Raw genomic sequence first — 13,623 nt, forward strand, 5'->3', positions numbered from 1 at the left:
GACCTATCGATTGGAGGCATGAGGGTGGACGTCGTTGACAAAATCCTGCCCGCTGCGGCTGGACTCCTTGGCGTCGCACTTGGCGGCGGGATTCAGTTGCTTCTGGCGCAGCGCCTGGCGAGGCGGGAGGACGCTCGCGAGACCCGCAAAGCCGTTGCCGCATTCCGCCACGCGGTCCATCTTTACCTCCGGTTCGTTCGCTCGCTCGCGCTTCATCCAAAGGAAGATGAAGTGGCCGGGAAGGAACTGGGCTCGAGGTACCGGGCTGGTGTAGCCGCCGCCCATGAACTCGTTGCGTTGCCTAATGGTGCAGTTGCGCAGATGGGTGTCGCGGCATTGGGCCTGCTGGACCAATACGCCGAGGAAATTGAAGGAATAACCAGCGGCCGCAAAGGCCCATGGGCAGAGCCAACCGAACTCAATGCGATCCTGGATGAATTGCTAGAGATGGTAGCGGTCGAGCAATGACACGCGCACGAACTGGGATATCCAGAAGGTCCTTGACTTAGACGGGTAAGTTATCTGGTGAGCTGGTGTTTCGCATCCAACCACCGAATTGAGCCTCGACCGATTAGCCGGTCGGGGCTCTTCCCGTATGTGCAGGTGGTGAACTGGTGGCCGCGCTTGATGAATGGGACCCACGCCGTGGGCGCAGTGGCCGGCCATGGCAACGCCTGGTCAAGACCTATTGCGTGCCCGGCTCGGTGTGCGCGTGGTGTCGGCAGCCGATCGTGTTCGGCCTGCGTCCTCGTCATCCGCTCGGCCCGTCTCTGGATCACATCGTGGCCCTGATCGACGGCGGCCACCCGACGGCACCATGGAACCTCCAGCCCATGCACCTCGGGTGCAATGTGAAGAAGGAAAACCAAAGACGAAGGCAGGCCAAGGCCGCTGTCGAAAAGCGTGCCAGACCTCGCACGAAGCTCCGCCCGCGATGAAGAAACCCACAGGTCAGGCCCCGTTTTTAGGATTTGGCCACTGTGGGCGACCCGCGCATCTTCCATTTTTTCTCTCCCCTTGAATATCCCGGGAAGCGCCCTTTTCGGGAGGGCGGACCCTTAGCGATCGGAGGTGGCTCCCCATGGGCGAAATCAACCTCAAGCACGGCAACGCCGGCCCCGGTGTCAGTGGATACCGGAAGGGCTGCCGCTGTCCCGGCTGCGTGGGCAAGAAGCGCGACGCGAACGCCGCCTACCGGGCGCGGAAGAAGCTGGAAGCAGCTGGCGGCGTCATGCCGTCCGCGCCCGGGATGCTGCCGCCGGCCGTCGAGGCCTCCACTCTGGCGATCGCCTGGGCGGCGCCGGCCGGGCCCATCGAGTCAGTCCTCACCGAAGAGCTCGACGCGCTGATTGGGGAACCCCCGTTCAAGAAGACTCTGACCGTGCTGGCCAAGTACAACGCCCGCGTGCTGGACCAGATCCCGAACCTTGACCGGCCGGACCTCATCAGCGGCATGCAGTCACGCCTGTTCAACGTGTTCGACCGGCTACGTCGCGTCGAGACTCCCGTCGGGTCTGACAGTTGGGACCTGGCCGCGCTGCTGAAGGAAGATGACTAGCCCCAGGAACCCGCCGCCTCGGTACGCCACTCAGAGGAACCCGGACCGCAAGACTCTTGGCGGAGCCGTCTGCAAGGTCATGACCGCCCTGGGCAACGACCCGATGCCGTGGCAGCGGGATGCCCTGGCCGTCGCATGCGAGATCGACCCCGCGACGGGCGGCTTCTACTACGACACCGTCATCATCGTGGTGCTCCGACGTGCCGGCAAAACAACCATCTCCCGCGGCAAGACCAAGCACCGCGCCCTGACCACCCAAGATGCCGTCATGGTGTACACGGCGCAGAACCGCATCAAGGCGCTGTCTCGCCTGCGGAAGGACTTCTACAAACCGTTCCAGCGCTCGCCGTTCGCCGGGGCCATGGCAAAGCCACGGTGGCGCGGGGGCGAGGAAGCGCTGCAGTGGAAGAACGGCGCCGAGCTGGCGATCGACGCCGTAGGGAAAAACTCCGGCCATGGTGAGACGCTGCACGAGGGACACATCGACGAGGCGTATGCACACGTCGATTCGACCCTCGAAGGCGGCCTCGCCCCAGCGCTAATGACCGTGGTCGGATCGCAGCTGTGGATCCTCTCGGCGGCCGGCACCAGTAACTCGACCTACCTCAAGGGGAAAGTCGATCTTGGCCGGGCCCTGGTCGAATCCAAGCTCCAGTCCCGCACCTGCTACATCGAATACAGCGCGGACCCGAACGCGGACCCGGACGACCCCGAGACCTTACACAACACCCACCCCGCGGTGGGCCACACCCTGGACGCAGACAGAATCATGGGTCAGCGCGTCGCCAAGGATGAGGACTCGCTGCGGGAATGGGAACGTGCCTGGTACGGGTGGTGGCCGGTAGCGAAGGCCCCGCCCCGAGTGATCCCCACGGCGGGGTGGGAGTCGAACTACGTCGATGGCGAAGAGCCAGAGACATGGACCGGGACACCGTTCTGGGCGATCGACACTTCGCCGGATCGGGACTACACGTCCATCGCAATGGCGGCCAAGTCCACGGACCCCAAGGCCCGCTGCTATGTGGAGCTGTACGACACCTTGCTGGGGACAGCCGGGGTTGTCGATCAGATGGTCAAGCTCCGCAGCGACTTCGGCGGGAACATCATCGCCATGGACGGGAACGGCGCAGCGAAGTCATTGAAGAAGGACCTCGAGGACAAAGACTTCGAGGTGGTCCTGGTCTCCGGGCCGAGCCGCGTGGACGCCTGCGGCGGCTTCTACGACGACGCGCTCATCGGCGCGCTCCGGTTCGAAAACGACCCCGAACTCAACAAGTCCATGGGCAACGCCGTCAAGCAGTCCGTCGGCGGCGCCGCATACATCTGGGGAAGAGGCCGATCCCTCGGGGACATCTCCGGATTCTACGGCGTGACCTTCGCGCGATGGCTATTCCACGAGAAGGCCGCGGAAACCTACGACCCGCTAGACACCATCTTGGGAGGACGCCAATGAACCTGACGACGATCCTTGACCTGCTCGGCGCGCTGCTGCTCATTGTCGCGCTCGGTCTGGCCGTCGCCGCCTGGTCCGTGCCGGCCGCGCTCGCAGCCACCGGCGCGGCCCTGCTGTTCCTGTCATGGCTGGCAGACAAGCTGAACAAGAGTAAGGGGGGCAGCACGTGAGCCTGTTCCGCCCCTCTCCCGAGCGCCGTTCCTGGGACTCCGCGTTCAGCAGCTTCGGTGTCGGCGGCGGCACGGTCCTAGGGAACTCCATGAAGTCGGCGCTGCGGCTCATCCCGCTGTACTCAGCCACGGGCCAGATCGCTGACTCGCTGTCCATCATGCCCGTAGCGGCCTACGAGACCAGCGGCGGCAGCAAGCAGAAGCTGGCGACACAGCCACAGCTGGTCTGGTCCCCGCACATCAACCCGGTCTTCACCCGCGTGGAATGGCTGCACCAGTTCGCCACCTGTTACCTGCTGCGCGGCAACGCCTACGGTCTCATCGTGGCGATCGACGAGACCGGCACACCGAGCAAGATCCAATGGCTGCACCCGGACGCGGTGACCGTCGATGAACAGTCAGCGGTCCCGAAGTACTACTACAACGGGAAGCTGCTCGACCTGGCCACCGTCGTGCACGTCCCCTGGTACCCAGCACCCGGCAGCATCGTCGGGCTCTCGCCCATCGGGCAATTCAGGATGCAGCTCGAAACCGGGTACGCCGCGGCGAAGTACGGCAACGACTGGTTCCGGCACGGCTCGATGCCATCCGGGCATCTCAAATACGGCAAGGGCCCGCTGGACCAAACAGCATCGGCGCGCACGAAAGCCCAGTTCAAGGAAGCTGTAGCGGGCAATGACATCTTCGTGTCTGGCAACGATTGGGAATGGACAGCGCTCTCGGTCAAGCCTGAGGAAGCCCAGTTCCTGCAGACGATCAAGGCCACGGCAAACGACATTGCCGCGATCTACCGGGTGGATCCCGAAGACATCGGCGGCCAGTCCGGGAACTCGCTGACGTACTCGACCTTGGAAATGAACCAGATCAAGTACCAGACCCGGGCGCTGCAGCCGATCTTCACGAAGCTCGAGCACCACCTCACTCGACTCCTGCCCAATTTCCAGTACATCAAGTTCAACCCGGACGCCATAGTCCGAACGGACCTCAAGACTCGCATGGAGGCTCACGAGATCGCCCTGCGGACCGGCATGGAAACCCAGGACGAAGGACGCGAGACCGAAGACAAGCGGCCTCTCACACCGCAGCAGAAAGCCGAATGGCTGACCAACTACGGCAACAAACCCACCCCAAGCAAGAACGGAGGCGCAGCCTGATGCGCGAACTCGAACAGCGGCACATCTCCCGCCCGGTAGAGTTCCGGGCCACTGACAGCGGCCTGGGAGTTCTGACCGGCTACGCCGCCGTCTTCAACCGCTACTCCCAGAACCTCGGCGGATTCGTCGAGCAGGTGGACCCCGCGGCTTTCACCAAGTCCCTGTCCGACGGCGTCCCCGTGGTAGCCCGGTTCAACCACGAGGACAACCTGCTACTGGGAACCACCGAAGGCGGGACCCTTGCCCTCGAAGTGGACGGCACCGGCCTGCGCTATGAAGTGCAGCTACCGGACACCAGCGCCGGCCGGGACGTCCGGGCGCTCGCCGAGCGCGGCGACCTCCGCTATTCCTCCTTCGCGTTCCGCACTCTGGCCGACGACTGGGGCTACACCCCTGAGGGTTTCCCGCTGCGGACCCTCCTCGGCGTGCAGCTGGTCGACGTCGCCCCGGTGACAAACCCCGCGTACCGGGATACCACCACCGGCCTGCGCTCGCTGGCCGACCACTTCCACCTCGGTATCGACCTAGTCAAGGCCGCCGCCGAGAAGGACGAGCTGCGCAAGCTGCTCGACTCGCAAGACCCCGGAGCCCACGGCGACGGCAACCCGGAAGAGCAGCGGCAGGTAGACAACCACCGCTCGATTCCGAACCTGAGGAAGCGGCTCGACCTTCTGAGCCTCTAGCACCACCGTGGGCAGGTAGACAACCACCCGCACTTTCCCATACCCACCAAGGCCCGGCACCAGCTGGGCCTTCGCCATTTCCAAGGAGGAAAGCGCGATGACCATCGCAATGGCACAGCTGCTGATCGAGCAGCGCAAGAACCTTGAATCCCAGGCCCGCGAGATTCTCGAAAAGGCCGAGGGCGAGAAGCGCGAACTGAGCGCCGAAGAGAACGTGAAGTTCGACAAGATCAGCGCGGACATGACCGCACTGCGCGCCCAGTCGGACAAGATCGTCCAGTTCGAGACCGAATCCCGCGCAGCGGAGGAAACTCTGCGACTGGCCGGCCACAAGAACGTGGAGCAGCGCGGCGGCGAAGACAACCGTGACGCGGTCAACCTCCGCAAGCTACTGAAGGGCGAGGTCCGCGAAGCCGACTTCGTCAGCACCGACGACGAGTTCCGCGCGATCTCCGAACGCTCGCTCTCCAAGGGCACGGCAACGGCCGGTGGCAACACCGTCCCCACCACCTTCGTTGGGAAGCTGCTCGAACACATGATCGAGACCGCTTCCCTGCTTGAGGCCGGCGCGACGATCATCACCACCACCAAGGGCGAGAACATGGAATGGCCGGTCACGACCAGCCACGGCACCGCCGCCCAGGTCTCGGAAGGCCAGGCGATCCCGGCCGCTGATCCGGCGTTCGGCAAGCGGACTCTTGGCAGCTACAAGTTCGGTGACCTGATCGAGGTCCCGCGAGAGCTCGCTGACGACACCGGCGTGGATCTGGAAAGCTACCTTGCCCGTATGGCCGGCCGAGCCGTCGGAAACGCCCTCGGGCAGAAGCTGATCGTCGGTACCGGCACGGCCGAGCCCGCGGGCCTCTTCAACTCCACCACGCTCGGCGTGACCTCCGGTACGGGCGTCGTCGGCGCTCCGACGTTCGACAACCTGATCGACCTGTTCTACAGCGTCATCGGTCCTTACCGGAAGTCGCCGTCTGCGTCCTGGCTCATCAAGGACGGCACCGCCGGATCGATCCGCAAGCTCAAGGACACTTCGGGCCGGTACCTGTGGGAGTCCTCCACGGTCGCCGGTCAGCCGGACCTCATCCTGTCCAAGCCGGTGCAGACGGACCCGTACGTCGCCGCCACCGGCCTGAACAACAAGTCCGTGGCCTTCGGCGACCTCTCCGCGTACATCGTGCGCCTGGTCAACGGTGTGCGGTTCGAGCGCAGCGACGAATACGGCTTCAACAAGGACGTCATCACCTTCCGCGCCATCCTGCGCGGCGACGGCCTGCTGGCCGACCAGACCGGCGCTGTGAAGCACTTCGTGGGCGCCGCTTCCTGATCCTCTGATCAGCCACGTGGTGGCGCGCCAAACCCCCTGGCGCGCCACCACCCATACCACCCAGCCACACCAAAAGGAGGCCCCCGAATGGCACCCCGTACCAAGGCCGCAGACGTCGAAACGACCACCGTCCCGCCAGCAGAAACCGGCACTGTACCGCCAGCGGAAACCACGGCTCCCGAGTCCGCAGAGACCCGCCAGGAGTCCGCGCCCGATCCGGCCGCCCCGGAGTCCGAACCGGACGCCGCGGAGGTCGCGGAGCCGCTGCGGACAGTCCGCATGCGCGCAAAGATCTCCGGCACCCGTAACGGCGTCGACTGGCCCGAGAAGGGCGAACTCATCGAGCTCCCCGCCGACGAGGCCCAGACCCTCATCAACCACGGCCAAGCCGAGGACACCGAGACCGAGACCGCGGAAACCCCGGTGGCCGAGGCCCTCACCGCCACCGCCGGCCGCCGCTCCATCAAGGCCAGCCTGGATAAGGGCGCCGGAGAGAACTAGTGACCACCATCGACCTCGGCGCCAAGGCAACTGTCCGATGGCCCACCGCCCCGGCACAGGGCCCGTACGCGCTCGCGGTCACCCGCCCGGACGGGCAGCTGGTAGCCCCGGCCCCGGACGTCACCGGGACAGGGGCCACCACGGCGGCCGCATTCGTTCCGACCATGCCAGGGCGGCACCTGCTCAGCTGGTCCAAGGACGGCGAGGCGGCATACACCGATGTCCTCGACGTCTGGCCGGCCGATCCCCGGTACCTGATCCCGCTCGACCAGGCGAAGAACGGGCTGAGCCTTCCGGCCAACGCGGACCCCGCGAAGTACGAAGACCTCCGCCTGTTCATTGCTGCGGCAACACCGGTGATCGAAGACATCACCGGCCCGCTGCTCGCGGCGACAAAGAGCTTCATCGGGTGGGGCGGCGGGTCCTCAGTCGTCCTGCCCTACCTGCCGAACGCCGTGCTGAGCGTGAGCGTGGATGGGCAGCCCGTGGCCGAGTACTTCCCGGACCCCATGACCGGCATCGTCTACGCGGGCACCCGGAAGGCGCTTAGCTACTTCCCTCGCGGTGAGCTCGTCGTCGCCTACACCATCGGCGACGCAGAGATCCCGCCGAACGTGAAGCTGGCCGCTCGCGAGCTGGTCCGGCACTGGTGGCAGATCGGCATGCAGGGCAACGGCGGCGGCACCCGCGGCAGCGCCCCCGAAGCCGATGCCTTCACGCCGTCGGGCTTCGCGGTACCGCGCCGCGTGATGGAGCTCTGCCAGGCCAACGAGAAGATCGGCGGCTTCGCCTGATGGACCTGAACCAAGCCACTCTGGCGCTCGCGTTCAAGAAGGCCTTCTACGAAGCGATCAAACAGTTGATGGCCGACGATCCGGCGACACCGCATGTGTACGTGGTGTTCGGGACGCCGGCGAGCTACGAGCCGGACGACATCGTCAGCTTCGGCAGGGTCACCAGCGGCCAGGCCGTTGCGACGCTCACCACGAATCGAAGCCGTGAGGAAACCCTCACGGTCGAAGTCCGGATCTCTTGCTTCGTCGGCGGCGCCGAGGAAGCGGAGATTGCTGCTTCCGAGCGCTGTTACGAGCTGCTCCGCATGATCGAACGCCATGTCCGCATGACCGACACCACGGTCGGCGGCACGGTCAGGACTTGCTTCCTGACTTCCCACGAGTCCGACGGCGAGACCCCCGAGGAATTACTCGAGCAGGGCCGCGTCATCGACGTCACCGCAACCTTCACCGCCGCCGCGCGGGTACGGGCCTAGGAGGGCCAATGAAGCTCAAGAACATCTCGCCCCTCGGCGCCCTGGACGTGCCCCTGCTGCACGCGATCGTGGAGGCCGACGAGGTCATCGACGTCACCCCGGAGCAGGCGCACACGCTGCTGCAGCAGCCGGCGAACTTCGAACCGGCCGACAAGGCAGCGAAGACCGTGGCCGCCGATCTGGCGGCCGAACAAGACGAGGCCGGGGCGAGCACCCCGGACCCGGCAAACGAGGACGCCACGGACCCGGCCAGCGGCGCAGGGGAGGAAGGTGAGGGCCAGTGACTACCCAGCTTGATTGCTCGCTCGGCTTCAAGAAGGAAACCACCTACGGCACCGCCGTGACTGTTGACCGCTTCGCCGAGTTCACCGAGGAATCCCTCGCATGGAATCCGACGTTCGCCCAGGGCGCCGGCATGCGTGTTGGCTCCCGCGTGGCGCGCTCGAAGCGCCGCGTGCTGGCCAAGCAGTCGGCCGGCGGGGACTTCACCGTGGAGATGGTTCACAAGGGCCTCGGCCCCATCCTGGAAGCGCTCTTCGGTACTGCCACCTCGACGGCGGTCCCGGGCCAGGCCGGTGTCTTCCAGCAGCTCTTCACTCCGACGACCACGGACCCGCTGCCGTCGTACACGATCCAGAAGGGCATCCCGACGATCGGCGGCGGCGCGGCCACGGCCATGACGTTCCTCGGCGCGGTGTGCTCGTCCGGCGAGTTCTCGGCCACCAACTCCGAGATCGTCAAGCTCAAGACCACGTGGGACGCCCGCGAGGTACAGCCCGGCATCGCCTACGCGGCGCCTTCCTACGTCGTCGCCCCGGAGCTGTTCCACTTCGCCCAGGGCGCGATCACCATCGGCGGTACCCAGACCGTGCCGACCACCACCGCGCTCGCCAGCGGCGGGACCGTGGCCGCGCAGGTCGAAGAGTTCACGGTGTCCTTCGACAACAAGATCGACGAAGGCGGCTTCAACCTCGGCGGGGGCGGTAAGCGCAGCCGCAAGCCCGTCGTCGGTCTCGCCGAGGTCAAGGGCAAGGTAACGGCGGAGTACTCCGACACGGTCCTGCGGGACGCCTACCTGAACCAGACCCCGCTGGCCCTCACCCTGACCTTCACGTCGTCTCTGGTGATCGGCACCTCGGCGAACCCGGTCCTGCAGATCCACATCCCGGATCTGCGCCTGGAGGGCGAACTGCCCAAGGCCGGCGGCGGCTCGCCCGTGAAGCAGGAAATCGACTTCACGGTCCTCGATGGCCTGACGGCCGCCTCGCCGATCTACGTCGCCCTGGTCACCACCGACACCACCATCTGATGGCCCGCGCCCCACACCAACGAGGGGGCGGCCCGGACCTGCCGGAGATCACGATCACCTCGCCGAATCTCCGGCAGGTCATGGCCGACGTCAAGGCCATCTCACCGAAGCTGCTCCGGAACCTCCGCCGGGACCTCCGCGGCGTCGGCGACGACATCATCAACGACCAGAAAGCGATCCTGTCAGGCGCCCTCCCAGGCAACGCCAAACGGGCAGGCAAGCAGCTCCGCCGCATCAAGACCAAGCGCGGCAAGTCCTACCTTCGCGCCGTCAACGTCTACCAGGCCGAGACCGCCAAGCGCTCGCGGTCCACCGGGATGCGCAACCGGATCAAGTCCTCGCTGAAGACCCGAGTCGTGTCCGGGGCTACGCGCTCCGGGATCAGCATCCGCGCAGACAAGAACGTGGGCGGCGTCATGGTCAAGGGCTGGAACAAGAAAGTCATTCGCCATCCGGTCTTCGGAAACCGGGAGAGCTGGGCTACCCAGTTCGGGCAGCCGTACTGGTGGGAACCCATCAAGGCCGGCCGGGTCAAGGCACAACAAAAAGCGCTCGCCGCGATCAGCGACGCGCTGGACGGAAAGGGATAACCCACCTCATGAAGCTCATAGTCGCTGGGATCAAGTACCCGCTGCAGGAGGCGCTCCAGGGCGCGACGCTGCGGAACCTGTACGTGCTCAAGATGCAGACTGGCATCGTCCTGAAAACCATCCGGGACACCTTCAAGGGCATGGAAGCGGCCCGGCAGCAGGCCGAGAAAGAAGGCCGGGAAGTTGACCCGCTGGACTTCGTCGAGAACGAGGAAGGGCTGCTGGCGCTGCAGGCCATGGTGTGGCTGTGCAAGAAGCACGCGGGGGAGTCCAGCCGCGACGGCGGCCCGCTCGGCGTGGGCGACGCCGCCGACTTCCCGATGTCGCAGATCGGTTTCGAGACCGAGGACGCAGAGGCCCCGAAGCCGGACCCTACGGAAGCCCGGACGGATTCCGATCCGGGCGCCGCGCTTCCAGCTCTGGAGCCTTCGAACACATAGACGACATCGAAGCGTCGATCTTCCGCTGGATCCACATCGTGTCCCACGTCTGGCCGGGTATCACACCGCTGAACGTCTATGACCTCACGTACACGATGTGGATCAAGTTCGTCCTGAACGCGCAGGCATGGGAGAAAGCCCAGGCCGAGGCCCGCCAGAAGAAGTAACCACTAGGAAAGGCGGCGGGCAGTGGCAACGCAGCAGCTGATGTTCGACATCATGGCGCAGGCGAAGGGCGTCAACGAGACCTTCAACGACGTCGTCAGCTCGGCCGATTCCATGGCCGGCCGTCTCGGCGCAGCTGGCGCGAAGGCCACGGAGAAGCTGTTCAACCCGATGACCGCCGGGGCGGCTGGCGGCATCGCTGGAGCGGCCCTGATGGCGGGCATCCATACCGCGATCGATCGCAGCGGGGTTACGTCCAAGCTGCAGAACCAGCTCAACCTCTCCGGCCCGGCCGCCGCTACCGCCGGCGCCGCGGCCGGAGAGCTCTATAACCAGGGCTTCGGCGATTCCTTCGAGACCGTCTCGGCCGGAATCGGGGACGTCATGTCCTCGATCAGCGGGATGCGCACCGCCTCCCAGACTGACCTGCAGGCCGTCGCCGGGTCCGTGATGGCCGTGGCCCAGACCTTCGAAATCGACACCGCCCGCGCTGCTCAGGTCGCCGGGCAGATGATAAACACCGGGCTGGCCAAGGACGGCGTCCAAGCCGCGGACCTCCTCGCAGCGTCCCTGCAGAAGGTACCGGCCAACGTCCGCGAGGACGTCCTGGACGCCGTCGATGAGTACGGCCCCATGTTCGCCAACCTCGGCATCTCCGGAAACCAGGCGATGACCATGCTGGCCGACGCCAGCGCTAAGGGTGCCTTCGGCATCGACAAGACCGGCGACGCGCTCAAGGAATTCACGATCCGCGCCACCGACATGTCGAAGACAACCGCAGGCGCCTACGACCAGCTGGGCCTGGACCAAAACGAAATGACCGACGCCCTGCTGGCCGGCGGCGACAAAGCCCGCGGAGCGTTCGACAAGATCATCCAAGGCCTGCAGTCCATGAAGGACCCGGCCGCCCAGTCCCAAGCGGCGCTCGCCCTCTTCGGCACCCCGCTCGAGGACCTCGGAACCGCCGAGATCCCAGGCTTCATCGACCAGCTGGGCAAGGCCCGCGACGGCATGGGCGACACCGCCGGCGCCGCCGGGGCCCTCGGTGACTCCATGAACTCCGGACCGGGCGCAGCGTTCACCACATTCCAGCGCACAGCAGAGTCCACCCTCGGCGAGCTCGGCGCGCAGATCCTCCCGATCCTGACTCCCGTGCTCGAAGGGCTAGCCCAGTTCGCCCCCGTGATCGGCCCCGCCGTGATCGCACTAGGCGCGCTCGCCGCCATCATCGCCGTCGTCAACTTCGTGATGGCACTGAACCCGATCACGTGGATCATCGTCGGGATCGTGGCCCTGATCGCCGCGATCGTCGCCCTGGTCATGAACTGGGATCAGGTGGTCGTCTTCCTGACCACGATCTGGCAAGGCTTCGTGGCATGGATCATGGGCGTCCTGGCCGGTTTCGTCGGCTGGTGGAACGGTCTATGGGCCGGATTCTTCGCCTGGACCTCCGGACTTTGGTCCGGTTTCACCGCGTGGGTCTCAGGGCTCTGGCAGGGCTTCATCAACTGGATCATCGGCCTGGTCGCTGCATTCGTTGCAGGCTGGAACGCCAGCTGGGCCGCGGTCGGCTCGTTCATCTCCGGGATCTGGTCCGGAATTGTCAGCGGCGCCTCGAACATGGTTTCCGGGCTGATGTCCTTCATCGGCGGAATCCCGGGATCGATCATCGGATTCTTCGCCGGCGCAGGGCAGTGGCTCTGGGACGCGGGCGTGAACATCGTCCAAGGCCTGATCAACGGCGTCTCCTCGCTGGCCGGTTCGATCGGTTCATTCTTCCTCAACCTGCTGCCCGGCTGGATCGTCGGCCCCTTCAAGATGGCCCTTGGCATCGCGTCCCCGTCGAAGCTGTTCGATCGTTTCGGTGTGAACATCGGCGAGGGCGTCTTGGTGGGTGTTGATCGAATGCAGGACCGGATCGACTCCCGCATGGCCAACCTGGTCACTGTCCCCGATGTCCCGGACGTAGATCCCGGGAACGTCGGGGGCGGCCCCGGCGGCCGGCCAGGACCCGGCACGGGAGACCCTGGCAGCAGCGGCAGCCGGGGCTACGACGGCGGGCTCACCGAGGAAGACCGGCAGCTGTTGCGGGACTTCATCGCCGCGGCCGAGCGCCCGCTGGTCGCCACGGTCAACGGACGTGAGTTCCTCACCGCCGTCCGCGACGCTGAACGGAAGGGAGACCGACGCTAATGCCGGCATATCTGGGGAACTTCGGCGCGCTCATCGCGATCGAGTGCGAAACAGCGACCGTCGAAGCAGCCACCGGCTACACCTTCGAGACCAGCCTTGAAGGCCGGCGGCGGGCGCAGTCCCGCCGCCGGCGGCCGCGCTCGTGGGAACTCGACATGGGCCTCTCATCGTCCACGGAGACCGCGAACGTCCGGGCCCTGGACGCTGGGGAGTTCGGCATCGGTCCGTTCGTCTGGTGCACCGAGGAAGCCCAGGTAACGAACATGCTCACCCCCGAGCAGTCCACCTGTGACCCGTCCACCATCTTCACTTCGGGGGTGACGGGCACCGGCCCGCTGGACCTCGGCGCGGACGGCAAGGCCGGGCGCACTTTCACGAACCCTGTCCCGGCCACGCCGTTCTACTTCGGCTCTACCAAGGTCGCCGTCCTGCCCGGCGTGCAAGTCACCGCCTCGGCCTACCTGGTCGGAGCTGGCGCGCAGATCCGCATCGGCTTCTACGACGCGGCCGGGACCCTGATCAGCACGACCACCGGTACCGGGACCGGCATCGCAGGTGTCGCGACCCGCGTGAAGCACTCGGCCGTGCCGCCCTCCAACGCGGCCTCCGCCCTGGTCCTCGCCGTCAACGCGACGATCGGAGCCCGCCCGGCCCTCACATGGACGACAGCGATCGCCGCATGGGCTCCCGGGGGCGGGTGCCCGAAAGCAGTCGTGTCGAAGTTGGAGAACTCTGCCCGGCTGCTGGGCAATACGCAGAGCTACGGCCAGGTGAAATTCACGGTCACGGAGGTGGGGTAATCAC

At 66.0% G+C, this 13,623-nt stretch carries 17 protein-coding genes; all 17 read left to right on the forward strand.

What is annotated here, in order from left to right; translation table 11 throughout:
- The first annotated feature begins 24 nt into the window (after positions 1-24).
- The 17 genes from DWV11_RS16600 (at position 25) to DWV11_RS16670 (ending at position 13,619) form a co-directional block, all read left to right on the forward strand.
- Positions 25-468, forward strand: coding sequence for a hypothetical protein (locus DWV11_RS16600; protein WP_136017933.1), 444 nt, complete (start codon positions 25-27; stop codon positions 466-468).
- A gap of 613 nt (positions 469-1,081) precedes the next feature.
- Positions 1,082-1,558 (forward strand): hypothetical protein, encoded by a 477-nt coding sequence (locus tag DWV11_RS16605; protein WP_115790030.1) that lies wholly within the window; start codon positions 1,082-1,084, stop codon positions 1,556-1,558.
- Positions 1,551-3,011, forward strand: a complete 1,461-nt coding sequence (locus tag DWV11_RS16610) for a hypothetical protein (RefSeq protein ID WP_136017934.1) — start codon at positions 1,551-1,553, stop codon at positions 3,009-3,011. The genes DWV11_RS16605 and DWV11_RS16610 overlap by 8 nt, the downstream gene beginning before the upstream one ends.
- Positions 3,008-3,181: a hypothetical protein gene (locus DWV11_RS20185; RefSeq protein WP_168404742.1), complete on the forward strand. Its 174-nt coding sequence runs from the start codon at positions 3,008-3,010 to the stop codon at positions 3,179-3,181. Before DWV11_RS16610 ends, DWV11_RS20185 begins: the two co-directional genes overlap by 4 nt.
- Positions 3,178-4,335 carry a phage portal protein gene (locus tag DWV11_RS16615; RefSeq protein ID WP_115790032.1) on the forward strand — a complete coding sequence of 386 codons (1,158 nt, stop codon included), beginning with the start codon at positions 3,178-3,180 and terminating at the stop codon, positions 4,333-4,335. Before DWV11_RS20185 ends, DWV11_RS16615 begins: the two co-directional genes overlap by 4 nt.
- Entirely contained in the window at positions 4,335-5,018 is a 684-nt protein-coding gene (locus DWV11_RS16620) for an HK97 family phage prohead protease (protein ID WP_168404744.1), read from the forward strand. Before DWV11_RS16615 ends, DWV11_RS16620 begins: the two co-directional genes overlap by 1 nt.
- Before the next feature lie 97 nt (positions 5,019-5,115).
- Positions 5,116-6,351: a phage major capsid protein gene (locus DWV11_RS16625; protein WP_115790034.1), complete on the forward strand. Its 1,236-nt coding sequence runs from the start codon at positions 5,116-5,118 to the stop codon at positions 6,349-6,351.
- An 87-nt stretch (positions 6,352-6,438) separates the two neighbouring features.
- Complete coding sequence (locus DWV11_RS16630; RefSeq protein WP_115790035.1) at positions 6,439-6,852, forward strand: hypothetical protein; 414 nt, start codon at positions 6,439-6,441, stop codon at positions 6,850-6,852.
- The gene (locus DWV11_RS16635) at positions 6,852-7,646 is read left to right on the forward strand and encodes a hypothetical protein (RefSeq protein ID WP_115790036.1); all 795 of its coding nucleotides are present in this window, start codon (positions 6,852-6,854) and stop codon (positions 7,644-7,646) included. The genes DWV11_RS16630 and DWV11_RS16635 overlap by 1 nt, the downstream gene beginning before the upstream one ends.
- Positions 7,646-8,122: a hypothetical protein gene (locus DWV11_RS16640; protein ID WP_115790037.1), complete on the forward strand. Its 477-nt coding sequence runs from the start codon at positions 7,646-7,648 to the stop codon at positions 8,120-8,122. Before DWV11_RS16635 ends, DWV11_RS16640 begins: the two co-directional genes overlap by 1 nt.
- Before the next feature lie 8 nt (positions 8,123-8,130).
- The gene (locus tag DWV11_RS16645; protein ID WP_115790038.1) at positions 8,131-8,406 is read left to right on the forward strand and encodes a hypothetical protein; all 276 of its coding nucleotides are present in this window, start codon (positions 8,131-8,133) and stop codon (positions 8,404-8,406) included.
- Positions 8,403-9,431 (forward strand): phage tail tube protein, encoded by a 1,029-nt coding sequence (locus DWV11_RS16650; protein WP_115790039.1) that lies wholly within the window; start codon positions 8,403-8,405, stop codon positions 9,429-9,431. The genes DWV11_RS16645 and DWV11_RS16650 overlap by 4 nt, the downstream gene beginning before the upstream one ends.
- Positions 9,431-10,021, forward strand: a complete 591-nt coding sequence (locus DWV11_RS16655; RefSeq protein ID WP_136017935.1) for a hypothetical protein — start codon at positions 9,431-9,433, stop codon at positions 10,019-10,021. The genes DWV11_RS16650 and DWV11_RS16655 overlap by 1 nt, the downstream gene beginning before the upstream one ends.
- 8 nt (positions 10,022-10,029) lie before the next feature.
- Positions 10,030-10,461, forward strand: coding sequence for a hypothetical protein (locus DWV11_RS16660; RefSeq protein ID WP_115790041.1), 432 nt, complete (start codon positions 10,030-10,032; stop codon positions 10,459-10,461).
- 38 nt (positions 10,462-10,499) lie between these two features.
- Positions 10,500-10,628 carry a hypothetical protein gene (locus tag DWV11_RS20500; RefSeq protein WP_281269632.1) on the forward strand — a complete coding sequence of 43 codons (129 nt, stop codon included), beginning with the start codon at positions 10,500-10,502 and terminating at the stop codon, positions 10,626-10,628.
- 22 nt (positions 10,629-10,650) lie between these two features.
- On the forward strand, positions 10,651-12,819 hold the full coding sequence (locus DWV11_RS16665; RefSeq protein WP_115790042.1) for a phage tail tape measure protein: 2,169 nt from the start codon (positions 10,651-10,653) through the stop codon (positions 12,817-12,819).
- Entirely contained in the window at positions 12,819-13,619 is an 801-nt protein-coding gene (locus DWV11_RS16670) for a hypothetical protein (protein WP_115790043.1), read from the forward strand. Before DWV11_RS16665 ends, DWV11_RS16670 begins: the two co-directional genes overlap by 1 nt.
- Positions 13,620-13,623: the final 4 nt, after the last annotated feature.

This window comes from Arthrobacter silvisoli, assembly GCF_003369445.1.
Classification (GTDB): Bacteria; Actinomycetota; Actinomycetes; order Actinomycetales; family Micrococcaceae; genus Arthrobacter; species Arthrobacter silvisoli.